At 40.0% G+C, this 23,059-nt stretch carries 22 protein-coding genes; 14 read left to right on the forward strand and 8 right to left on the reverse strand.

What is annotated here, in order from left to right; genetic code table 11:
• The first annotated feature begins 115 nt into the window (after positions 1-115).
• The 8 genes from RI845_RS01420 to RI845_RS01455 all read left to right on the forward strand — a co-directional run bounded on the left by RI845_RS01420 (position 116) and on the right by RI845_RS01455 (position 7,662).
• A complete protein-coding gene (locus tag RI845_RS01420) occupies positions 116-1,195 on the forward strand; it encodes a pilus assembly protein PilM (RefSeq protein WP_348387978.1) in 1,080 nt (359 codons plus the stop codon).
• Positions 1,183-1,761, forward strand: a complete 579-nt coding sequence (locus RI845_RS01425; protein WP_348387979.1) for a PilN domain-containing protein — start codon at positions 1,183-1,185, stop codon at positions 1,759-1,761. Before RI845_RS01420 ends, RI845_RS01425 begins: the two co-directional genes overlap by 13 nt.
• Positions 1,761-2,354, forward strand: a complete 594-nt coding sequence (gene pilO / locus RI845_RS01430) for a type IV pilus inner membrane component PilO (protein ID WP_348387980.1) — start codon at positions 1,761-1,763, stop codon at positions 2,352-2,354. Before RI845_RS01425 ends, pilO begins: the two co-directional genes overlap by 1 nt.
• Positions 2,354-2,878, forward strand: coding sequence for a pilus assembly protein PilP (locus tag RI845_RS01435; RefSeq protein WP_348387981.1), 525 nt, complete (start codon positions 2,354-2,356; stop codon positions 2,876-2,878). The genes pilO and RI845_RS01435 overlap by 1 nt, the downstream gene beginning before the upstream one ends.
• 8 nt (positions 2,879-2,886) lie before the next feature.
• The gene (locus tag RI845_RS01440) at positions 2,887-4,956 is read left to right on the forward strand and encodes a type IV pilus secretin PilQ (RefSeq protein ID WP_348387982.1); all 2,070 of its coding nucleotides are present in this window, start codon (positions 2,887-2,889) and stop codon (positions 4,954-4,956) included.
• Between the two features lie 219 nt (positions 4,957-5,175).
• Positions 5,176-5,694, forward strand: coding sequence for a shikimate kinase AroK (gene aroK, locus RI845_RS01445; protein ID WP_348387983.1), 519 nt, complete (start codon positions 5,176-5,178; stop codon positions 5,692-5,694).
• Positions 5,695-5,700: 6 nt separating this feature from the next.
• Positions 5,701-6,765, forward strand: a complete 1,065-nt coding sequence (gene aroB, locus RI845_RS01450) for a 3-dehydroquinate synthase (RefSeq protein ID WP_348387984.1) — start codon at positions 5,701-5,703, stop codon at positions 6,763-6,765.
• 69 nt (positions 6,766-6,834) lie between these two features.
• Complete coding sequence (locus tag RI845_RS01455) at positions 6,835-7,662, forward strand: Dam family site-specific DNA-(adenine-N6)-methyltransferase (protein ID WP_348387985.1); 828 nt, start codon at positions 6,835-6,837, stop codon at positions 7,660-7,662.
• Between the two features lie 62 nt (positions 7,663-7,724).
• Here RI845_RS01455 and RI845_RS01460 read toward each other — a convergent pair whose 3' ends face one another.
• Positions 7,725-7,964 (reverse strand): DUF2970 domain-containing protein, encoded by a 240-nt coding sequence (locus tag RI845_RS01460; RefSeq protein ID WP_348387986.1) that lies wholly within the window; start codon positions 7,962-7,964, stop codon positions 7,725-7,727.
• 160 nt (positions 7,965-8,124) lie between these two features.
• Between RI845_RS01460 and RI845_RS01465 the strand changes: the two genes are divergently transcribed.
• On the forward strand, positions 8,125-9,945 hold the full coding sequence (locus RI845_RS01465; RefSeq protein WP_348387987.1) for an acyl-CoA dehydrogenase C-terminal domain-containing protein: 1,821 nt from the start codon (positions 8,125-8,127) through the stop codon (positions 9,943-9,945).
• 15 nt (positions 9,946-9,960) lie between these two features.
• Here the strand turns inward: RI845_RS01465 and RI845_RS01470 are convergent, their stop codons facing one another.
• Positions 9,961-10,878, reverse strand: a complete 918-nt coding sequence (locus RI845_RS01470; protein ID WP_348387988.1) for a LysR family transcriptional regulator — start codon at positions 10,876-10,878, stop codon at positions 9,961-9,963.
• A 139-nt stretch (positions 10,879-11,017) separates the two neighbouring features.
• On the opposite strand from RI845_RS01470, the gene RI845_RS01475 reads away from it, so the two are divergent.
• From RI845_RS01475 to RI845_RS01495, 5 genes are read left to right on the forward strand one after another with little or no spacing between them, the layout of a single operon-like run.
• The gene (locus RI845_RS01475; protein WP_348387989.1) at positions 11,018-12,355 is read left to right on the forward strand and encodes an aspartate aminotransferase family protein; all 1,338 of its coding nucleotides are present in this window, start codon (positions 11,018-11,020) and stop codon (positions 12,353-12,355) included.
• 29 nt (positions 12,356-12,384) lie between these two features.
• Entirely contained in the window at positions 12,385-13,875 is a 1,491-nt protein-coding gene (locus RI845_RS01480) for a CoA-acylating methylmalonate-semialdehyde dehydrogenase (protein ID WP_348387990.1), read from the forward strand.
• A gap of 54 nt (positions 13,876-13,929) precedes the next feature.
• Positions 13,930-14,391, forward strand: coding sequence for a GNAT family N-acetyltransferase (locus RI845_RS01485; RefSeq protein WP_348387991.1), 462 nt, complete (start codon positions 13,930-13,932; stop codon positions 14,389-14,391).
• Between the two features lie 35 nt (positions 14,392-14,426).
• Entirely contained in the window at positions 14,427-15,302 is an 876-nt protein-coding gene (locus RI845_RS01490; protein WP_348387992.1) for a hypothetical protein, read from the forward strand.
• Positions 15,299-16,519, forward strand: a complete 1,221-nt coding sequence (locus RI845_RS01495; protein WP_348387993.1) for a serine hydrolase domain-containing protein — start codon at positions 15,299-15,301, stop codon at positions 16,517-16,519. Before RI845_RS01490 ends, RI845_RS01495 begins: the two co-directional genes overlap by 4 nt.
• 53 nt (positions 16,520-16,572) lie before the next feature.
• On the opposite strand, the gene RI845_RS01500 is transcribed toward RI845_RS01495, so the two are convergent.
• From RI845_RS01500 to RI845_RS01525, 6 genes are all read right to left on the reverse strand, one after another.
• Positions 16,573-17,022 (reverse strand): GNAT family N-acetyltransferase, encoded by a 450-nt coding sequence (locus RI845_RS01500; RefSeq protein ID WP_348387994.1) that lies wholly within the window; start codon positions 17,020-17,022, stop codon positions 16,573-16,575.
• Between the two features lie 69 nt (positions 17,023-17,091).
• A complete protein-coding gene (locus tag RI845_RS01505) occupies positions 17,092-18,030 on the reverse strand; it encodes an MBL fold metallo-hydrolase (RefSeq protein WP_348387995.1) in 939 nt (312 codons plus the stop codon).
• Positions 18,031-18,080: 50 nt separating this feature from the next.
• Positions 18,081-18,521, reverse strand: coding sequence for an SRPBCC family protein (locus RI845_RS01510; RefSeq protein WP_348387996.1), 441 nt, complete (start codon positions 18,519-18,521; stop codon positions 18,081-18,083).
• A 59-nt stretch (positions 18,522-18,580) separates the two neighbouring features.
• Positions 18,581-19,819, reverse strand: coding sequence for an aminomethyltransferase family protein (locus RI845_RS01515; protein ID WP_348387997.1), 1,239 nt, complete (start codon positions 19,817-19,819; stop codon positions 18,581-18,583).
• Positions 19,809-21,404, reverse strand: a complete 1,596-nt coding sequence (locus RI845_RS01520; protein WP_348387998.1) for a phytoene desaturase family protein — start codon at positions 21,402-21,404, stop codon at positions 19,809-19,811. Before RI845_RS01520 ends, RI845_RS01515 begins: the two co-directional genes overlap by 11 nt.
• Entirely contained in the window at positions 21,397-23,028 is a 1,632-nt protein-coding gene (locus RI845_RS01525) for a phytoene desaturase family protein (RefSeq protein WP_348387999.1), read from the reverse strand. The genes RI845_RS01520 and RI845_RS01525 overlap by 8 nt, the downstream gene beginning before the upstream one ends.
• Between the last annotated feature and the right edge of the window lie 31 nt (positions 23,029-23,059).

Consider the following 23,059-nt stretch of genomic DNA (forward strand, 5'->3'; position numbering starts at 1 on the left):
GTAAAAAAGATATTAATATTATTTACTAGTATATAGAGATATTTAGTGTAATAAATGTATTTTTAGCTATATTATGTTTAAATAAGAAAAAAAATAAGAATAATCACAGGAAGTTATGCTAAGTAGATTATGGAATAAAAATGCGTCTAAAATGGTCGGAATAGACATTGGATCTTATTCTGTCAAAGCTGTTCTTATAAGTGAAGATAAAAACGGTTACCAACTTGAAGCATTTTCAGTAGAGCCTATGCCAAAAGGCGCTGTAGTTGATCGAAAAGTTCAAGATATTGAAGCGGTCGGAGCTGTAATACGTAAAGTACGTAAAAAGGTGCTTTCCTCGGTACAGAATGCCGCTGTTGCCGTTTCTGGTTCTACAGTTATTACCAAAATAATCTATATGGACGTGTCATTAAATGATGACGAATTGGCTAGTCAAATTGAAATTGAAGCCGATAGTTTAATTCCATATCCTCTCGATGAAGTTAGCCTAGATTTTGAAAAGCTCGATGTTAACGAAGCAGACCCCAGTAAAGTAAATGTCTTATTAAGTGCGGTGAGAACCGAAACTATTGAAGCTCGTGTAGCTTCCCTTGACGCTGGCGGGTTTCATACTAAAGTTGTTGATGTCGAATCCTATGCGCTAAGTCGCTCTTCGGCACTATGCTTACCAATGCTGCCAGATGATGCAGCCGATAAAGTTGTCGCTTTTATTGATATTGGTGCAACTATGACCTTATTTACTGTCAATGAAGGCAGCGACACAATTTATACACGCGACCAACTATTTGGCAGCGAACAATATACTCGCTCAATTGTCTCCTATTATAATAAAACCTTTGAAGACGCTGAAAAAGAAAAGTTGAGTGGTGAACTACCTCCAACTTATACGTTTGAAGTGCTAGCACCATTTCAAACCACATTAATTCAGCAAATTCGCCGTGCTATTCAAATGTATTTAACATTTAGTGGTAAAGAAAAACTCGACTATTTAGTGATTTCTGGCGGTACTGCTGCACTTGAAAATATTCAAGAGTTACTATCGGCAGAGCTTGGTATTCACACTGTAATAGCAAACCCGTTTAATGATATGGTCATCGGTGACCAAATAGATGAAAACGTCTTAGCTCAGTTTGCACCTCAGTTAATGGTAGCTACAGGGCTTGCTTTAAGGAGTTTTTCACCATGCCACATATAAATCTCCTGCCTTGGCGTGAAGAAGCTCAACGTTTAAGGCAGCAACAATATTTTTCAATACTAACGTTCTTAGCGTTAATGAGCTTTTTAATAGTATTTTTAATTTCTCAATTTTATCAGGCAAAAGTTGATGGACAACGCGCTCGCAATCAATTTTTAACCAACGAAATTAAAGTGCTTGATGCTCGAATTGCTGAAATTAAAACTCTGGAAGAAAAGAAAAAAGATTTAATTCAACGGATGACCTTGATTGAGCAATTACAAAAAAGCCGTAACGTGGGTACGCAAGTTCTTGATGAGATAGCTAAAATTGTTCCTTCAGGGGTTTATATTGTTAAGCTGCAAAAGCAAGGTAATGAGTTATTAATTCAAGGTAAAAGTGAATCAAATAACCATCTTGCAAATATGATCCGTGAAATTCAAAGCTCCAATTTATTAGCTGATGCAGAACTTGAATCAATTACAAATTCTAAAACATCAAGCAAACTATTAAGTGATTTTAAAATGAGTTTGCGTATTCAAGGTTTACTTGATGACGAGCAAATTAGCAATGCAGGAGGTCGATAATGGATTTAGATCTTTCCCAATTTGATAACCTAGACCTAAATAATATTGGTCAATGGCCAAAAGCCGCAAAAGTCATACTTGCCGTAGTGATGGTCGCTTTCGTTTCATATTTTGTTTATTACCTGTTAGTAAGCGATAAAATTGTTGAACTGGAACGTGAAGCAGCACAAGAAATTAAATTAAAAACTGATTACCAGGCAAAGTACTTTGTTGCGGCAAATTTAGAATTGTTCAGAGAGCAAATGATTGAAGCTGAAGAATTGTTTTCTAAGCAGATCAAACGTTTGCCTGAAAGTCATGAAACGCCGGGTTTACTCGATGATATTACCTTTGTTGGTACCACAAGTCGTTTAGATTTTGTGAAGTTAAATTGGCAACCAGAAATTCAACAAGAATTTTACACAGAATTGCCAATTGAAGTGCAAGTAACTGGTGCTTATCATGACTTTGGCGAGTTCGTAAGTAAAATATCGGGTTTACCTCGTATTGTAACCTTGCATGACTTCTCTATTGCTGGTGATGCAAGTGGTCTTGAAAACTCATTAACGTTAACGCTGCAGGCGAAAACGTATAAATACATAGAGGGTAAATAATGCGTTATTTAGTTTTACTTTCAGTATTTTTATTATCAGCTTGTTTTGATGACTTAACCGATTTGCACGCTCATATCGATAAAGTTAAAGCGTCAACACCAAATAAAATAGAGCCTATGCCACCATTGGCAGAGTTTAATCATTTTGATTACTCTGCATTTGCATTGCGCAGTCCTTTTGTTGCACCGAAGCCTGAAGCGATTCAAGAAAAAATGCAACAAATGTCAGATTGTTTACACCCAGACCCGCGACGTAGAAAGCAACCGCTAGAAAAATTTGCTTTAGAAAGTTTAAATATGCGTGGTACATTAGGTGAAGAAGGAATTATTTGGGCGTTAGTAGAAGCGGCAGATCAAACTCTACACAGAGTATCGATTGGTAGCTACCTAGGCTTATATAATGGTCGCATTACTAATGTAGGCCAAGAAGAAATAATAATAGTAGAATTGATTCCAGATGGCGCTGGCTGTTGGGTTGAACGAGAAACAACTGTTTCTATGATTGAACCGGATCAAGAGGGGTAAGGGAATTAATGTTTAGTCGTAAAATGAAAATAAAATCACCAAACAAATCAAGACCAAGTATGCTTGCTACTGTCTTGTCTGCAGTATTGTTGTTGGTTTCTTTTGGTAGTTATGCTGAAGGAAAACTTAATGATATTTATTACAACACGTTGCTTGCCGATGAAGTTGAATTTACTTTTGGTTTTGAAGAGGCGTTAACTGCCGAGCCTGTGGTAAAAACATTTACTGAACCTGCACGTATTGAAATCCTGTTTAATGCTACTGAGTTTGCTACCCCTCTAGCTGATACTCAAGTAAATCATGCCGGTATTAAAAATATTGATGTACAGCAAGTAGCTGGAAAAATTAAAGCTACTGTTTTCCTTAAAGAATTGAAGCTATATCAAGCAGAGATAATTGAAGGTAAATTTGTGCTGTTATTAAACAGCCTTTCTTCGTTTGATAAAAGCGATCCGCAAGCAGATGTTGCCAGTGAATTTATTAATAATATTCAAGCAATTGACTTTAGAAAAGGCGAAGCAAACACCGGGCAGGTATTAGTATTCCTAGACGACAGCATGTCTGCGGTAGATGTTAAAGACAAGCTGGGTAAAATTAATATTGAATTCCATAACACTGATATTATGGAAGAACTGCTTTATAAATTAGACGTTACAGATTTTGGGACAATTGTCACCAGCATTGAAACGTTTAAAGAAGGCAACAATGCCCGTTTAGAAATAGGTACAAATAAACCATTTACCGTTGAACACAATCAAATCGATAATATCTTTTCATTAACAGTGAAAGAAGAAGAAGAGAAAAAGTCATATCTGGAAAATGGCGAAGACTTTAATGGCAAAGCTATTTCATTAAACTTCCAAGACATTCCTATTCGCACCGTGTTGCAAATTATTGCCGACTATAACGGCTTCAACCTGGTAACTTCAGACACCGTAAATGGTAATATTACCTTACGTTTAGATGGTGTTCCGTGGGACCAAGCCCTTGATATCATTTTAAGGGTAAAAGGTTTAGGTAAGCGTATGGATGGCAACATCTTGATGATCGCGCCAAATGATGAACTTGTTGCTCGTGAAGCGAAAGAATTGCAAGCACAACAACAGGTTTCAGAGCTTGCACCGCTATATGCCGAATACGTACAAATTAATTATGCCAAGGCTGCTGACTTTTCTAATTTATTGAAAAATGAAGGCACCAGCCTTTTATCAGAGCGTGGCAGTGTTACTGTCGATGAACGTACAAATACATTACTAATTCGCGATACTGCGAGTAGTATTGAAGATATTAAACGCATGATCAATGTGCTTGATATTCCGATTCGCCAGGTCGTAATTGAATCACGCATGGTGACAGTTAAAGATAACATCAGCGAAGAATTAGGTATTCGTTGGGGAGTTACCCATAATGGCGGCGATACTTCAACCTCTGGTAGCTTAGAAGGTGCTGACTTAGCCAATGGTGGTATTATTCCTTCGATTAATGACCGCTTGAATGTTAATTTACCAGTTGCTGATCCGGCTGGAGCGATTGCGTTCCAAGTGGCAAGATTGGCTGACGGCACAATACTCGATCTTGAGCTTTCTGCGATGGAGCAAGAGAACAAAGGTGAAATTATTGCCAGTCCGCGTATTACTACGTCGAACCAAAAAGAAGCGTATATCGAGCAAGGTACTGAAATTCCATTCGTACAAGCAGCTTCTAGTGGTGCCACGTCTGTAACCTTTAAAAAGGCTGTTTTAGGACTACGAGTAACACCGCAAATTACACCAGATAACCGTATAATTCTTGATTTAATTATTACGCAAGATACCCGTGGTGACACTATTGCAACGGGCACAGGCTTGGCAACTGCAATTGATACTCAAGAAATTGGTACACAAGTTTTAGTAAATAATGGTGAAACTATCGTATTAGGTGGTATTTACCAACAACAAGTGATCAATTCAATATCGAAAGTTCCAGTACTGGGCGATATTCCTTATGTGGGTTGGTTATTTAGAACAACAACAGAATTTAATGAGAAAAAAGAACTACTTATCTTTGTAACACCAAGAATAGTAACTGAAAAATTTTAAACGAAATAACAAATATTAATCTAGCGGTTTAACTTAATTTAAAAGTAAATTTAGCTAGATTGTATTTTTTTAAGGCGCATGCTTGCAATTTGTCTATAAGAATTGCGATAATTGCGCCCTTAATTTTTTCGAGGAGTGTCCTCAATTTCGTTAACAGATACCAAGTTGACTGAATATTCTCCGCTTTGGTATCACAATTTACGAGTATTAAAGAATCTCATGGCAGAAAAACGTAACATTTTCCTAATTGGTCCAATGGGCGCAGGAAAAAGCACAATTGGTAGAGAGTTGGCTGATAGGCTTCACCTGGAGTTTTTTGACTCAGACCAAGAAATAGAACGTCGTACTGGTGCAGACATCGCATGGGTATTTGACCTTGAAGGTGAAGAAGGCTTTAGAAAGCGTGAAGAAACTGTTATCGAAGATTTATCTTTGATGCAAGGCATAGTACTAGCTACAGGCGGTGGTTCAGTAATTAGTGATCAAATTCGTAATCACTTGTCTGCACGCGGCATAGTTGTTTATCTAGAAACAACAATCGATAAGCAAGTTGCTCGTACTCAACGTGATCGACGTCGTCCTTTACTTCAAACTAAAGAAGAACCACGCACAGTGCTAGAAAATTTAGCCGTAGAGCGTAACCCTTTGTATGAAGAAATTGCTGATGTAATCGTTCAAACTGACGACCAAAGCGCTAAAATCGTAGCAAATAAAATCGTAGAACGTCTGGACTTTTAATTCCAAATGGCCAGCCTAAACGTTTCATTAGCTGAACGTAGCTACCCAATCTATATCGAATCAGGGCTATTATCGAACAATAGCCCTTTGACGAAGCATATCAGCGGCAAACGTGTTTGTATTGTTACCAATACTGTTGTTGCACCACTTTATTTAGACGCATTAACACAACAGTTATCTGACTTTATCGTTGATCAAATAATCTTACCTGATGGTGAAGCGCAAAAGAGCCTCGCTAATTTTGAAAAGATTATGGAACACATGCTTGCTCACACTCATGGCCGAGACTCAACCTTAATTGCCTTAGGTGGCGGTGTTATTGGCGACATTACCGGTTTTGCCGCGGCATGTTATCAACGTGGTGTTGATTTTATTCAAATACCGACCACCTTGCTGTCACAAGTTGATTCTTCTGTTGGTGGTAAAACTGCCGTGAATCATCCTTTAGGCAAGAACATGATAGGTGCTTTCTATCAACCGAAAGCTGTACTTATTGATATTGATAGTTTATTTACCTTACCTGTGCGTGAGTTTAACGCGGGCTTGGCCGAAGTCATAAAATATGGCATTTTAGGTGATAAGGTATTTTTTGATTGGTTAAATACCAATAAAGCTGCGATTAAAGCAAAAGATAAGCATATTTTAGCTGAAATGATTCAACGTTGTTGCCAGAACAAAGCTGATATTGTTAGCCAAGATGAAAAAGAGTCTGGCGTAAGAGCGCTATTAAATTTGGGCCATACCTTTGGCCATGCAATAGAAGCAGAGCAGGGCTATGGTGTTTGGCTACACGGTGAAGCTGTTGCAACCGGTATGGTACAAGCTACCCAACTGGCAGAGCATTTAAACTTTATTACCAGTACTGAAACTCAGCAAATAATCGATCTGATTGCTTATTTTGATTTACCAATTAAAGCACCATCATCGATGAGCTTTGATGATTTCATCAAACATATGGCTCGTGATAAGAAAAATTTAGGCGGTAAACTTCGTTTAATTATTCCTACAGCTATTGGAAAATCTGAGATTTTTGATAACATAAGCCACGAACAATTACATAAAGTTATTTGATTTCCCTTTCTTAATATATCGAAAATAACACCAGCCACTTAGCTAATTAAGCAGTATAAGAATTATAATATGATCAACAAGCAAAGGGCTTTTTTAAAATGGGCTGGTGGTAAATATACCCTCAGTGATGTGATCAGAAAAATGCTACCTAAAGGCAGTCGTTTGATCGAACCATTTGCCGGTGCCGGTTCAATTTTTCTTAATACTGATTATTCAAATTACGTACTCAATGATATTAATAAAGACTTAATTAATCTTTATAAAACTCTACAAACAAAGCCTGAGCAGTTTATTAATGATGCCGCCAAGTTGTTTACCCCAGAATATAATATCAGTGAAGAGTATTACGAGATCAGAAAGCAATTTAATGCCACTGATGACCCTTATCAGCGCTCTTTAATGTTTTTATACATGAATAGACATGGTTATAACGGTTTGTGCCGATATAACTCTAAGGGAGGCTACAACGTGCCATTTGGCAAATACAAGCGCCCTTACTTTCCTGAAAATGAATTACTTAATTTTGCGAACAGAGCTATAAAAGCTGAATTTGTTTGCGAAAATTATCGTGACACCTTTGCCAGAGCTAAAGATGGTGACGTGATTTATTGCGATCCTCCGTATGTACCATTAAGCAAAACGGCTAGCTTTACCAGTTATGCTGGTAATGGCTTTGGTTTGGATGAACAAGCGGATTTAGCTAATGCAGCAGAGGAAGTAACCGCAGAAAAGAAAGTTACGGTGTTGATATCAAATCATGACACTATCTGGACTCGTAAAATTTACGAGCATGCCAATAAAATTAAATCAGTGAAAGTTGCCCGAACTATTAGCCAGAAAGGTACTAATCGCAACAAAGTTGGTGAATTACTGGCGCTTTATAAACCACAGAAATAGTCAGTAAAATTCAAATCAAAGGGGTCAGTGAAATTTAAATATCACTGAGCCCTTTAGTTTCTTTAACTCGGTAAAACTAAACTTACTATTGCTACCAAAACGCCTACAAATAGCACCACACCAATCAATCCAACCACTACAAAGTGACTGAATTTACCTTTGGTAAAATCGCGTTTCCTATTTTTATCACTCTGAACACCAATAAATGCAGCAGCTACGCTACCAGCAACGTCTTTTAGTGATGATTCAGGTTCTTTATCTGCAGAAGAGTCATGCTTTTGTTCAACATTTTTGCTATTCATTGCGCGCCCTTGTTTATGCCAATTCCATTTTTGAAACACCACATTAACAAGTGAGGCGTAAAAATTAAACAAATAAAGTGGTTGGACCAGTTCTGTTTTCTGTTATACTCGATGCTTAATTAATAAGTATTAGATAAATAACAGGGTTAGGATTTACACAATGTTGAGCTATAAAGCACCAATTACAGACATAAAGTTTCTACTTGAAGATGTGTTTAATTATTATGAACATTACCAAAAGCATCCTGAATTTGAGGAAGCAACCCCTGATCTGGTCGACGCTATTGTGGGCGAATGTGCCAAATTCTGTGAGAATGAATTATTACCGCTAAATCAAAGTGGTGACAAAGAAGGTTGCACATTTAATGATGGTGTTGTGACCACGCCAAAAGGTTTTAAAGAAGCTTACAAACAATATGTTGATGGCGGTTGGCAAAGTTTATCGCACCCAATCGAGCATGGTGGTCAAGGTTTACCGCCATCGTTAGGTATGGTGAAATCTGAAATGATGGGCAGCGCTAACTGGTCTTGGGCTATGTACCCTGGGCTAAGCCACGGCGCGATGAATACCATACAAGTGCACGGTACTGACGAACAAAAAGAGCTATATCTGACTCGACTCACTGAAGGCACATGGACAGGTACCATGTGTTTAACGGAACCACAATGTGGTACCGATTTAGGCCAAGTAAAAGCGAAAGCAGAAGACAATGGTGACGGTACTTATAACATTACCGGTACTAAAATCTTTATCTCTGCGGGTGAACATGACTTAACCGATAATATTATTCATATTGTTTTGGCACGTTTGCCAGGCGCACCTGAAGGTACTCGTGGCATTTCATTGTTTATCGTCCCTAAAATGCAAGTTGATCAACAAGGCAACATTCTTGATAGCAATAATGTGACCTGTGGATCTCTTGAAGAAAAGATGGGCATAAAAGCCTCTGCAACAGCGGTGTTAAATTTTGATAATGCCAAAGGGGTGTTAATCGGTCCTGAAAATAAAGGCTTGGAATGTATGTTCACCTTTATGAATACCGCTAGGGTAGGGACAGCATTGCAAGGTGTTTGTGCTGCTGAACTTGCGTATCAAAACTCACTTAATTATGCGAAAGAGCGTTTATCAATGCGCTCACTAACCGGAAAAAAACATCCTGATAAAGTGGCTGATCCTATTATTGTTCACCCTGACGTTCGTAAAATGCTGATGACACAGAAAGCTATCAGTGAAGGTGGTAGAGCAATGATCTACTACACTGCAAAGTTGGTCGATGATATCGAAATGGCAAAAACAGAAAAAGAACGTAAGAAGGCCGATTACCGCTTAGGTTTCATTACGCCAATTCTAAAAGCGTTTTTAACAGAGTTAGGCTCTGAGAGTGCTAACCATGGTCTGCAGATATTTGGTGGTCATGGTTATATTAAAGAATGGGGCATGGAACAAATAGTACGTGATGCTCGCATTGCAACCTTGTATGAAGGTACTACCGGTATTCAGTCGTTAGATTTATTAGCGCGTAAAATATTGCTTAATCGCGGTAAATCGTTCAAACAGTTTGCCTTTGAAATTTTAGGATTTTGTAAAGACAAATCCATGGTGTCGAGCAATCCGCATAAAGCCGCAATGAATCGATTTATTTGGCCACTAAGTAAAGCAACAGCAAATTGGCAACAGTACACCTTGCGACTAGCGTTAAAAGCGAAGAAAGACAGAGACATCATTGGCTCGGCTTCAGTTGATTATCTAATGTATTCTGGCTATGTGACTATGGCTTATTTTTGGGCTCAGATGGCACAATCGGCTTATGAAAAATTGGCAACCGATGTTGAAAACAGAGATTTTTATCGCGCTAAAATTAAAACGGCGGAATTCTATTTCGAACGTATTTTACCAAGAACGAAATCTTTGGCTGAAACCATGATGGCTGATCCTAAAACCTTAATGCAACTTGATGAAGAGTTGTTGAGCTTTTTGTAGTTGCTGTAGTATTTATTAAGCCCGTTCAAGGGCTTCTAAATAAGCCTCCAAGATCAAGTTATTACGAGCACCTTTGCGGGTAATAGCGGAAAACTTGGTGGCAAAATTTCTATTTCTAGCATCAATGCTGCGCATTTTGTCCTGACAAACCCAGCGTTCGGCAAAATGAGTCGGTAAAAAACCAATAAACTTACCTGTTAAAATTAAAAAGGCTATCCCCTCTCTGTCGGTAGACGTAGCGGCAGCATTTAATGCTTTTTGTTGGTGTTTAATCGCTACCGTTTGCGCATAACTTGGCACGACTGCATCGTATTGAGCAATGGCATTGTCACTAATAGAATCCAGGTCTTGATTAAACAAAGGGTGTTGTTCGTTGCAATAAAGCAGAGACTGCTCTTTGTATAATTGCACGTAATTCAAACCCGGCAATGGGCGCAACTCGGGTACTATGCCAATATGTAATTGACCATCAAGAATTTGCGCTTCAATGTCGTTTGGCGGGATCATTTTAATGTTAATGGTGACATTCGGCGCTTTGTGTTTTAACGAGTTTAATGCCTGGCTAATGCGCATTTGCGGTATGGTGACCATGTTATCAGTGATGCCAATGTTTAAATCACCAACAAGTTCAGTATTAATGGCGTTAATTTGAGATTTGAATGTTTCCAGGCTAGCTAATAATTGCATTGCAGATTGGTATACTTGCTCACCTTGTTCAGTTACAGAAAACCCAGCCCTGCCGCGATTACACAGTTTCATATCCATTAAACTTTCAAGTTCGCTAATAGCTTGGCTAATCGCTGGTTTGCTGATGTTCAGTTCTATTTCTGCGGCGGCAAAACCTCCCGCTTCTATCACTGCTTTAAATATTCTTAACAGTCGAATATGAGCATCACCTATTTGTCTTGGTAGTAAGTTTTTATTGGCTGGCATACTCGTTACCTTTAGTTAAGTGATTGCTTAACTTAGATTAATTAATTATGGATTTAATAATCTAACAGGTTGTAGATAATAACTGCAACTTTAATTAGGTATTTGATACGCCAAGCTGGCGATAACATTGGGGTTAACTATGCAAAATAATTCAGCCACTTATGGGTTAAGCCAGGAGCAACTTGATGCTCACTGGATGCCGTTTACGGCCAATCGACAATTTAAACAAGATCCGCGATTGATTGTGAGCGCTGAAGGTAGATATTACACCGATGCGCTGGGCCGTAAAATATTTGACGGTTTATCAGGTCTTTGGACGTGTGGTGCTGGTCATTCTCGCGACAAAATTACCGAAGCTATCGCAAGCCAAGCCAAGCAACTAGACTACTCTCCGGCGTTTCAGTTTGGACATCCAAAGTCGTTTGAACTTGCTCATAAAATTACTGAATTTATGCCAGAAGGCATGAACAGAGTATTTTTTACCGGGTCAGGTTCAGAGTCAGTTGAAACCGCGTTAAAAATGGCGCGTGGTTATTGGCGTAAAAAGGGCCAGGCAACTAAGACTCGGTTTGTCGGTAGAGCTAAAGGCTATCACGGTGTTAACTGGGGTGGTATCAGTGTTGGCGGCATTGGTCCGAACCGGGCGTTATATGGGCAGGGCATTGATGCGATTCATTTACCTCATACTATGATCAGCGAAAACAAGTTTAGCAAAGGCATGCCAGCGCGAGGTGAAAGTTTAGCAGATGAATTAGAAGACATGATCGCGTTGCATGATGCGTCAAATATCGCCGCGGTGATCGTCGAACCTTTAGCGGGATCTGCTGGTGTAATACCACCACCGGTTGGGTATTTAAAGCGTCTTCGAGAACTGTGTACTAAACATAATATTTTATTGATTTTTGATGAAGTTATTACTGCATTTGGCCGTATGGGTAGTAAAACCGGCGCGCAAGAATTTGGTGTTGTGCCCGATCTTATGACTACGGCTAAGCAAATTACCAATGGTGTTGTTCCAATGGGCGCCGTAATTGCTAAACAAGAGATCTATGATACGTTTATGGAAACGGGTGGACCGGAGTACATGTTAGAGCTGCCACATGGTTATACCTATTCTGCTCACCCCGTTGCCTGTGCTGCTGGTATTGCCACGCTTGAGCTATTAGAAGAAGAGCAATTGATCGAGCGATCGAAAGCGCTAGCACCTATATTTGAACAAAAACTTCATAGTTTACAGGGCAGTAAATACATTACTGATATTCGTAACTATGGCTTGGCTGGTGGAATTACTATTGCCGCTAAAGACGGGCAACCGGCACTTCGGCCTTATGAAATTGCGATGAAATGTTGGCAAAAAGGCTTTTATGTTCGCTATGGCGGCGACACTCTCCAACTGGGCTTACCGTTTAGCACTGAGGCAAGTGAAGTTGATAGTTTGATCAATGCCATTGGCGAGTCAATCGCAGAAACAGAATGAATTTAATTACATTTAATAAAGGAAAACTCATGACAACAATTGGTCATTTAATTAACGGTGAAATAGTTAACGAAGGTAGCCGTTCACAAGACGTATTTAATCCGGCAACAGGCAAAGCTGAAAAACAAGTCTTGCTGGCCTCTAAACAAACAGTTGAACAAGCTATTGCCTGCGCCGAAGCGGCATTTCCTGAGTGGCGTAATACACCGGCAATTAAACGTGCCAGAGTAATGTTTCGTTTTAAAGAATTATTAGAACAGCATGCCGATCATATTTGTAAGCTAATTGGTCAAGAACACGGAAAAATTAGTCATGATGCCGCCGGTGAATTACAGCGCGGTATCGAAAATGTGGAGTTTGCTTGTGGTGCACCACAGTTATTAAAAGGTGAGCATAGCCGTAATGTTGGTCCGGGGATTGATTCATGGTCTGAGTTTCAACCACTCGGCGTGGTTGCAGGTATTACCCCGTTCAACTTCCCTGCAATGGTACCAATGTGGATGTTTCCATTAGCAATTGTATGTGGTAATACCTTTATTTTGAAGCCATCTGAGCGTGATCCAAGTTCAACACTTTATATTGCTCAGTTGTTGAAAGAAGCTGGCCTGCCTGACGGTGTATTAAACGTGATTAACGGTGATAAAGAAGCGGTAGATACGTTATTAACTGATCAGCGGATAAAAGCCGTTAGCTTTGTTGGTTCAACACCAATAGCTGAATACATATACGCAACGGCCAATGCTAATGGCAAACGTTGCCAAGCATTAGGCGGCGCTAAAAATCACGCTATTGTAATGCCAGACGCCGATATGGATAACGCGGTAAACCAACTTCTTGGTGCAGCCTTTGGTTCATCAGGAGAACGTTGTATGGCGTTATCAGTTGCGGTGGCCGTAGGTGATGAAGCAGGGGACGCATTAGTTGCTAAAATGCAAAATGCCATGACCGGGTTAAGCGTAGGTGCGTACGACAATGCCAGCAATGACTTTGGTCCGGTAATTACTTGTCAGCATAAAGATAAAGTAAATGGTTTCATCAGTAGTGCTGAACAACAAGGTGCCACCATAGTGGTTGATGGTCGAAACCCTGAGGTTGAAGGTTATGATAATGGCTATTTTGTCGGTGCAACATTAATTGATGGTGTTACGCCAGAAATGGATAGTTATAAAGCCGAGATTTTTGGTCCTGTGTTACAAGTTGTGCGGGTTAAAACCATGCAAGAGGCGATGAAATTAATCGACGATCATGAATATGGTAATGGTACCTGTATATTTACTCGTGATGGTGAAGCCGCGCGTTACTTTTCTGATCATATTCAAGTTGGCATGGTTGGTATTAATGTGCCGTTACCTGTGCCAGTGGCTTATCATAGTTTTGGTGGGTGGAAGCGTTCATTATTTGGCGATCTACATGCTTATGGGCCAGATGGCGTACGCTTTTATACTAAACGTAAAACTATCACCCAACGCTGGCCTTCAAGTGGTGTGCGTGAAGGCGTTTCATTCGCATTTCCAAGCTAAATAAGCATAATAGACTTAGTCTTAACTACAAAATTCAGTTGCTGAGGGATTAAAATGAACTATCAAATAAAACAGGCGGGCGTAGAAGAACATCAACAAATAGCTGTTTTATTTGATCAGTATCGACAATTTTATAAGCAAAAAAGCGATATTAAAGCTGCCGAAGCTTACTTAAAAGCAAGGTTTGAACAAAAGCAGTCTATTATTTTTCATGCCATCGATAATACGGGTAATAGCCTAGGCTTTACCCAGCTCTATCCCAGTTTTTGCTCCATAGCACTTAAACCTGTATTCATTCTTTACGATTTATATGTTGTCGAGCAGGCTCGGAAACTTGGTGTGGGGCGTGCATTAATGAATGCTGCAAAACACCATGCGATTGAGCATGATGCAGCGCATTTGTCATTAGAAACAGATGTGAGTAATCATCAAGCACAGGCTTTATACGAAAGCTTAGGCTATAAGCAAGAAGATGAATACTTTAGCTATTATTTAGAGCTAAACAACGAATTATAAATAACAGCCACAACAACAATAAAAACAACGTTACTATGACTATATCTGCAAACCTAAGAAATATTGTTACTAAACTCAGCGTGTTTCAACTGTTCAAATATTCGGTTTATATCCTACTGTCGATGAACATTTACTTTTTTTTCGTTGAAGATTATAGCGCCAGTTCCCAAACTTTTGCGCAAGGTGTATCTGGCTTGCAAGTGATTGAAGCCTTCACTGCAACAATAGATACCGCCGCTTGGGTAGTTCTATTGTTGCTATTCGAACTTGAAACCTACGTGCTTGATGATGAGAAGATAACTGGCTGGGTAAAGTACAGCATTAACACGACTCAAGCATTGTGTTATTTGATCATAGTTTCTTCTTTTTATGGTTACATTGCTAAATACAATATGCTGCACAGCATTAGTCCATTTATCATCGATGATGTGTGCAGTTTGGTCGGCAGTACGTTTACTTATCTAAGGGACATAGACGATTATGTGCCGTTAACCCATGAAGCCTGCGCAACGTTTTCCAACCAGCCGTTGTTGCAAATAAACGGCACAGAAATTATTGCCGACCAATACCATTTAACTGAAGCTCATCGTTTATCCACGGTAGAAGTCGTGAATTCTGCAACCTGGTTGCTAGTAGTGATAATTCTTGAAATAGAAGTGTACTTACAATTAAAGGGTAAATTGACTGACCGCCGTTTGTTTATGCATAAACTGATAAAAACAGTACTGTATTCAACATTATTTGTCGCCGCAGCTTATTGGGGTGTTAAAGGTGGCTTTATTGATTTCTGGGATGCATTTTTATGGCTGGTGGCGTTTATATTTATTGAGTTAAATATATTTCAATGGAATGCTGAAACAAAAGAACATAGTGATAAGCAAGCGATAAACGTGAATGAGGCTACTGGATGAAAACCATAACCAGTAAGCCAAGCTATATTATCGATAAGCCTCTTAACATAGGCCAACATAATTGGGATCAACCTGAGCACCTAGCGATTGGCCAATTGTCCATGGAAAAGTTGTTTAAAACGGTGGAAATAGAATGCTCTACAACAATTGAGTTGCCTAGCAGTAAGCAACGATTGCACGTTGAGCAAATGCAATTTTCTGATCCGTTGATGCAAGACCGTATGATTTCGGGTGAACAGTTACTCAATCGCCGTATTTTTAATGACGGTTTATTGGTTATGCACAACGGTGAAGTTTTGCATGAATCATATCGTAACGGTATGACAGATAGTGACCGTCATGTGATCCACTCATGTACTAAGTCGTTGTGTGCAATGCAAGTTGCTATAGCAATTAGTCAAGGCCTCTTAGACCCCACTGCAAATCTAACGTTTTATTTACCAGAATTTGCCCAGCACAAAGCTTGGCAGGGGGTTACCTTACAACATGTACTTGATATGCAAGCGGGTATTGAATATGACGAAGACTATACCAACCCCGATGCACACTATTGGAGTTATGCGCGAGCTGCGGGGTATTACCCACCAAAAGCAGGCGAGCAAGCTATTGGTGCAAAAGCCTGGGCATTAAAAAACCTGAACAAACGCGAACATACTCCCGGTAGCCATTTTGTTTATAACTCTTGTTTGGCAAACGTACTGGGTATGGTACTTGAAAAAGTGTATCAACAAGACTTAGCTGAAATCTTTGAAAATATTTTGTACCAACATTCTGGTGCAGAAGCGTCGGCTTATTTTAATACTGATCCACAGGGGTTTCCAATAACTGAAGGTCAGTTTAACCTTAGGCTTCGTGACTTTGCCCGCATCTCGTCAATCATGCTTAATCAGGGCAAAAACCTGGACGGTAAGCAAGTTGTTCCGGTTGAATTTATTGAGCAACTGGTGGTGCCGAATAAAGCGTATCAGCAAGCCTATCAAGCAAGTCATCGAGATAGCATCTTCCCACAAGGCCAGTATAAAAATCAGTTTTGGGTATTAGAGCCACAGCAACAACAATTTACCATGCTGGGGATTCATGGCCAGTTTGCCTGGTTTGATTTATCGCGAAATTTGATGATAGTTGGCATGGGATCGTACCCAGTGCAAGATGGCGATTTAATGATGAAATGCTTGAATACGCTGTGGCAAACTATCGCAACAGAAGTCGCTGAATAATTGGCTACTTAGCATACTTATAGCCGCAGGTGTTGAGGCAAAGTTGTATGTTATCAGCTAATTAATCGCTTTTTCATATAGACTCTATTGTAACCATGTTCGGTTATCTGATGAGAAATACAGTAACCAAAGTGTTTATACAGTGAGATATTTTCAACCATACTTTCATGAGTATATAACTCAATGAATTCATGGCCTGTTGTTGTTGCTATCGACTCTGCTAGGTTAAGCAAAGATTTACCAAAACCTTTACCCTGAGAGTTTTTATGTATGGCTATATTTTCAATAAAAAGTTGATTGTTTGACTCAATTAATACCAAAACTCCTACAACAACCGAACCATCAGTTACAACATAAACGGTATGTTCATCAATTGCTTGTTGATAGTTAGCAAGCATAGGCGCCGGTTTTTTACCTATGCGTTCAATATAATGAAAGTAAGACGAGTTTACGCAGGCTACTATCTCTTCAATATCTAATTTATTTGCCCTTCTTATCTTCAAGCCACACTACCTAGTAAAACGACTAGCTGCCAAACAGTCAGCGGTGAAAACATTATGATAGGTTTACCTTTAAAGGACAAAGCGGTCTCCTTCTGTCGCAATATTAAACCCTGCAGACTTTACCTTACTACTTTCTGGGCTATCTGGATTCAGTAACGGATTAGTGTGATTCATATGAATAAACCATACCTTTTTACGTTCGGCTAAAGGAAGGTGCTTCAACGTTTCCATCGTTTCAGTAACAAAAGGATGCGGTATCATAGACATGTCGCGACCTGGCAATTCTCCATCAGCAAAAAAAGCTGCATCAAGCAGGGCATAATCTACTGTTTTCACAAGCTCAGATATATTCGTTTTCCATTGGTGCCATTTGTTAATATCTGGGATAAATATGGCTGTTTTATTAGGTCCTGTCACTTGATAGCCCACTGTTTCAGAATATTCATCTCGGTGCGGCACTAAAAAAGGCGTAACTTTAAGGTTGCCCAGATTCTGTTCTACTTTGTCCTGCAAGGGTACTAAAGCAATATTTTTATATGTGATCAATTGACTCCAAGGCCCATTTGATTGCAAAAACTGGGTCATTCTCGGCATCGAAAAAACAGGAATATTTGATGCTCCCATCGATTCATGGCCCAAAAACATCAATCCTGAATAGTGGCCAATATGTGCATGAGTAAGAAATATCCCTGAAAAGTCGAAACGCTGCGAAGGTGCTTCTCGCTCAAGCCCATAGAGCTGTGCGGGGAAGTTAGGTGTTGCTTCAAACATGTATTTTTTATTTGCCAAAGTGTCTATAAGCCCCAGTGAAACAGCACCTCGTCTGAGACGTGAATCTTCCCACCCAGGCAAGCAATGTGCTTCGTAGCAGCCAGCCTGTGGATACCCTGCATCTTGGACAACACCTAGAACATATAAATAAGGGTTTTTAGTCTCGGCGAACGCTGAAAAACTACCTAGCAAACAAAAGCTCAGCAGAATAATGACCTTTAATGAATGTAACTTCATACTGCTTGCAAACTCCTGATTATTATTTTTTGGATGGATAGTTATATCACTCAAGAATGGTCAATATGTATATCATTAGGGAATGGTTTACCCTTGTCTGTTTCTAATACTTCTTTCAGACTCAGTAAAAATACAGCCCACTTGGTACTACAATGAGCCATGAAATTACTTTGTTCTTTCCAGTTCGAGTGAGTAAATCTTACAAAGGTTTGGTCGCCTTCAACCCTTAGTTGAAAAGATATGTTTGTTCCCATCCATGCCTCAGGTATGTTTCCGACATGTTTCCAGATAACACTTTTATTTGGGGTTAACTGCGTCACAGCAAAGTCAGGGCCACCCCCATTAAAGCGAAATTTAATTATTGAGCCCACACTACCTGCGCCAGATACATCATTTGTCCACCATTGCGAAAGACCGCTATTGGTAGTTAACAATTCGTAGATTGCTTCAGGTGTCGCTTTAATGCCAACTTGATGATTTATATCACTCATAACATTAAACTTTAGCTCAATAGCACTATAACGTCTATCTGAGGATATATAGCCCTTTGTTAACAGTCTGGTGGTGGAGTTTGTTTTGCACGTTCTGGCTTCCAAAATGGCCCTATGTGTTGTTCACATTTAGCCACTTTATGATGCCAACGCATTTCTTTTTGATAGTATATTTCAGTCCAAATATCGCCTTTTAAGCTCGCTCTTTTAATAAACGCATAGGCAATGTTCTGTTTTAACGCCGAAGACCAAGCCGCGGATGTAACAAAGCCGATTTCTTTATTACAACTTTTGTCAGAATACAAAATGCTGCCATCTGCAGGTTTATTGCCTTCGATATCAAGTTTGATTAATTTATAAGTAGAGCCTTTTTCCTTTTCTTTTAACAGTGCTTCTCGACCATTAAAGTTGCCTTTTTTAAAGCTTACTATCCAATCTAAGCTTAGCTCAAACGGTGACTGATCATAGCCTAAATTAACCGTGTGCAGGGCACCATGAAATTCAAGCTCGGGTAAAATAAAGCCAGCTTCCAGTCGCGCTAATCCAAGAGAATCATCGCCAAGTGGCTGAATTCCATAAATTTTTCCTGTGCTAAATAACGCGTCCCATAAAGCAATAGCATCTGTTGGCTCTACCCATAACTCATAACCTAAATCTCCGGTAAAACCAGTACGAGAGATCATAAGTTCGATACTTCCTGTATCTGTTGCCAGGGTGAATTGGCCAATATCAAACGGCTTTAATAACTCAACGCCATTGATGTTTAGTGCTTTGAGCAACGCACAAGATGTAGGTCCTTGCAATGCCAGTCCTGCAATATTATGGCTTTCATCGGTGATCTCAATATCATCAAAGCCAACAGCGCTTAAACAAAACCAATCCATGCCCGGCTCTGCACAAAAGATAATGAATTCATCTTCACTTAAACGAAATAGGGTACCGTCGTCAATCACTCGGCCGTTGTCGGTACACCACACATTGTAAGCTACACGGTTTATGCCTTGTTTTGTTACGTCTCTGGTGACCATACGATTAAGCATGCGTTCAGTGTCTTTACCTTTAATACGGTATTTACACATAGGTGTACAGTCAAATACGCCACAGGTATTACGGGTAGCCATATATTCGGTATGAGCATCAAAATAGTAAGCTGGCGTGCGGTAGCCATTCCAATCAATCCAAGATTCAGAAAGATTCATAGCACTAATGCGCGGGTCAAATGGCGAGCGCCGTTTGGTCATTTTAATATGATTTATGTCACTGGCTGTTTTCATTGTTTTCGCCGTTTTAGAATTCATTGCTTAATACCTCTTTTGCGGCGTTACTGCCTGCTGCGCCCATAATGCCACCGCCAGGATGTGCTCCAGCGCCACATAAATAAAACCCTGGTATAGGTGTTTTATATTGAGCCGTGCCATAGGTAGGACGATTCATCCACCATTGGTCAATGGCCAGTTCGCCGTGGTGCCAATGGCCACCATCAACGTTAAATTGCTGTTCTAAATCGGCCGGTGTTAACAATTCGCTGGCAACGATGCAGTCATCAATATTTGGCGCGTATTGTCTTAAAACTTGCATGACGTTAGTCAGGAGTTGCGCTTTATTTTCTTGCCATCCGCCTTTAACCGTATGTGGCACATATTGAATATTCACCGACATAACGTGTTGACCGTTTGGCGCTAGGCTGCCATCAACCATTGAAGGGATCAGCACTTCCAGTGCTGGATGTTCGGGTATTTCACCATATTTAGCATAATCAAAGGCATTTTCAATGTAGCCCATTGAAGGGGTAATTAATAATCGCGCATCTGGCGTGGTAACACCGGTGAACGTTGGCAATTGATTTAATGCAATATGTAATTTAGCCACCATGCCCTTATTACGAATGCGATTAATACGATGGGTAAATTGAATTTGTAAATGCTCAGCACCAAGTAAGTGTAAGAAACTGGTTTTTGCACCGGCATTAGAAATGACCACATTCGCAGCTACGTGTTGACCCGATGCTAATTCAACACCAGTAACTTTATGATCTACCACTGATACTTTAGCCACCGGCGAATCACAAATGATATCAACTCCGTTTGCTGTACAGGCTTTTGCCATAGCTTGGGTTAAGCCCCCCATACCGCCTTTAGGTAATGGCATTTGTGCTGATAAATAACCTTTGCCATTAATATCACCAGAGCTTCGATACCATAGGTTTAATAGCGCGTTATTCGGTGATCGCGGTGCAAGTTTATTACCAATATTAATGTCCCAGCTCAACGCGGCTTTTAATAACGGGTTAGTGAAAAACTCATCCATTAAATCTTGAGCGGGCAGGGCGAAAATTCGGGTGAATTCACGCATATCGGTTTTCCCCAACGCTTTTATACGTAAGGCAAATTGGCCTAAGGTTAGGTTTTGCTGCAAATCTTTAACGCCAATTCTTGGTGGCATTTTATGCCAAAATGGTAACAGGGTTTTGCTGTATTTAGTCATTAAAGCGGTATAGGCTTGGTAAGCACTTTGCTCTTCGCTCGTTATGCCTTCAACGCCATCGGCCGACAGTGTAATATGTTCACCGTTATTATTCGCCGCTTGTGGGTCGTCTAACACTATGGTGTTTATTGATTGCTTCGCCCAACTAAAGCCAAATTTTTCGAGCTGCATATCTTTCAGTAACTGCTGATTCATTTGTGGCATTAAGTGCGCCACTGAGGCATTAAAACCTGGGCTAAACTCACGTGTAGCGGCTAAGCCACCAACCTGATTATTCGCCTCTAACACTAATACGCTTTTGCCTTTATCAGCTAGTTTGTAAGCACACACTAAGCCGTTGTGGCCTGCACCTATAACGATTGCATCATAATGTTTTTTCATTGTTATTGTTTTACTCATCATCATCGTCCTCAGGTACAACTGGTTTTCCATCTTTATTTAAACGATTTAAATCCATTAAAATTTCTCGGGCACTATTTGCCCCACATGCTGATGAAACACCACCGCCGGGGTGAGAGCCTGAGCCTGACATATACATGCCCTTAACCGGACCTCGATATTGAGCATAACCAGGAAATGGTCGGTTAAACATTAATTGATCAAGGGTTAGTTCACCTTGGAAAATGTTACCTTCGGTTAAGCCCACTTCATTTTCAATTTCAAATGGTGTTCTTACTTCCATATGAGCGATTAATGAACGGAAGTTTGGGCTGTGCTGTTCAATTCTATCGAGTACTGACTCGGCAAAGGCATCGCGTTTTTCTGCGGTCCAGCCACCTTCAATATCGGCTGGGCAATATTGAGTAAAACAAGAAACAAAATAATGCCCAGGTGCGGCAATAGTAGGATCCCAACAAGACGACTGGGTCATCTCAATAAATGGATTACTGGAAAAGCGTTGATGCTTCCAATCATCATAAGCGCGTTCCATCTCTTCTAATGATCCACAAAAGGCAAACGAGCCTGTTTCTAGCCAGTGGTCATCGGGTAAGCCAGTAAATTTAGGCATACCGGTTAGGGCAATATTAAGCTTGCCGCTTGAGCCACGTATCTTGAAATTTTTAGCTTTTTTGTATAAATCTGCTGGGATGTCTTGTTGCGCCATTATTTTAGTGAACGTGCGCTTTGGATCTAAATTGGAAATAATAATGTTGGCATTAATAACCTCACCATTATCTAACAATACGCCAATGGCTTTATTATTTTTAACCAGTATCTGCTTCACCCCTTTACCGGTTTGAATTTCACCACCAGACTCTTCCAGAGCATTAGCAATAGCCGCAGAAATTGCCCCCATACCGCCACGTGCTAAACCCCATGCGCCTACTGCACCATCAACATCACCCATTACATGATGTAGTAAAACATAGGCAGTACCAGGTGAATAAACCCCAAGTGCGGTGCCAATAATACTGGCTGAGGCCAATGATGATTTAAGCAGGTCGTTTTCAAAGTACTCATCTAAAAAGTCAGCGGCGCTCATGGTTAAAAAACGCATAAATTCATAGATTTGCTCTTCGCCAAGCTCGCCAAACTTTTTACCCATATGCAGTAATTCTTTTAAATCTCTGGGTTTTAATGAGCTTGGATCGGCAGGCGTGCGTAGTAAAAAGTGACGAATGAGTTTGGCATAGCGCAATAAGTCAGTTTCGTAGCGATGATACGCGGCTGCATCGCGTACACTGTGGCGCTCAATTTCTTTGTAGTTTAATGAATCACAAGGAAAAGCAGCGATATAATCACCATCAGCGCCGAAGGAAATAGTGCCGCCGTAGGGGACAATTAATAAGCCGTGTTTCGATAGCTCTAAATCACGATGAATAGACTGACGTAATAGGCTACATACATAAGAACAGTTTGAATATATCCAGCCCTTATGCAGCTCGCGTGATACCGCGGCACCACCTATATAATCATTTTTTTCTAATACCACTACCTTCATGCCTGCTTTGGCAAGATAGGCTGCATTGGTTAAGCCGTTGTGGCCGGCGCCAATAACGATAGCATCGTAATTTTGGCTCATAAACAAACCTCTGTTTTTATAGTTATTTTTT

The organism is Thalassotalea nanhaiensis (assembly GCF_031583575.1).
In the GTDB taxonomy this organism is placed as follows: domain Bacteria; phylum Pseudomonadota; class Gammaproteobacteria; order Enterobacterales; family Alteromonadaceae; genus Thalassotalea_A; species Thalassotalea_A nanhaiensis.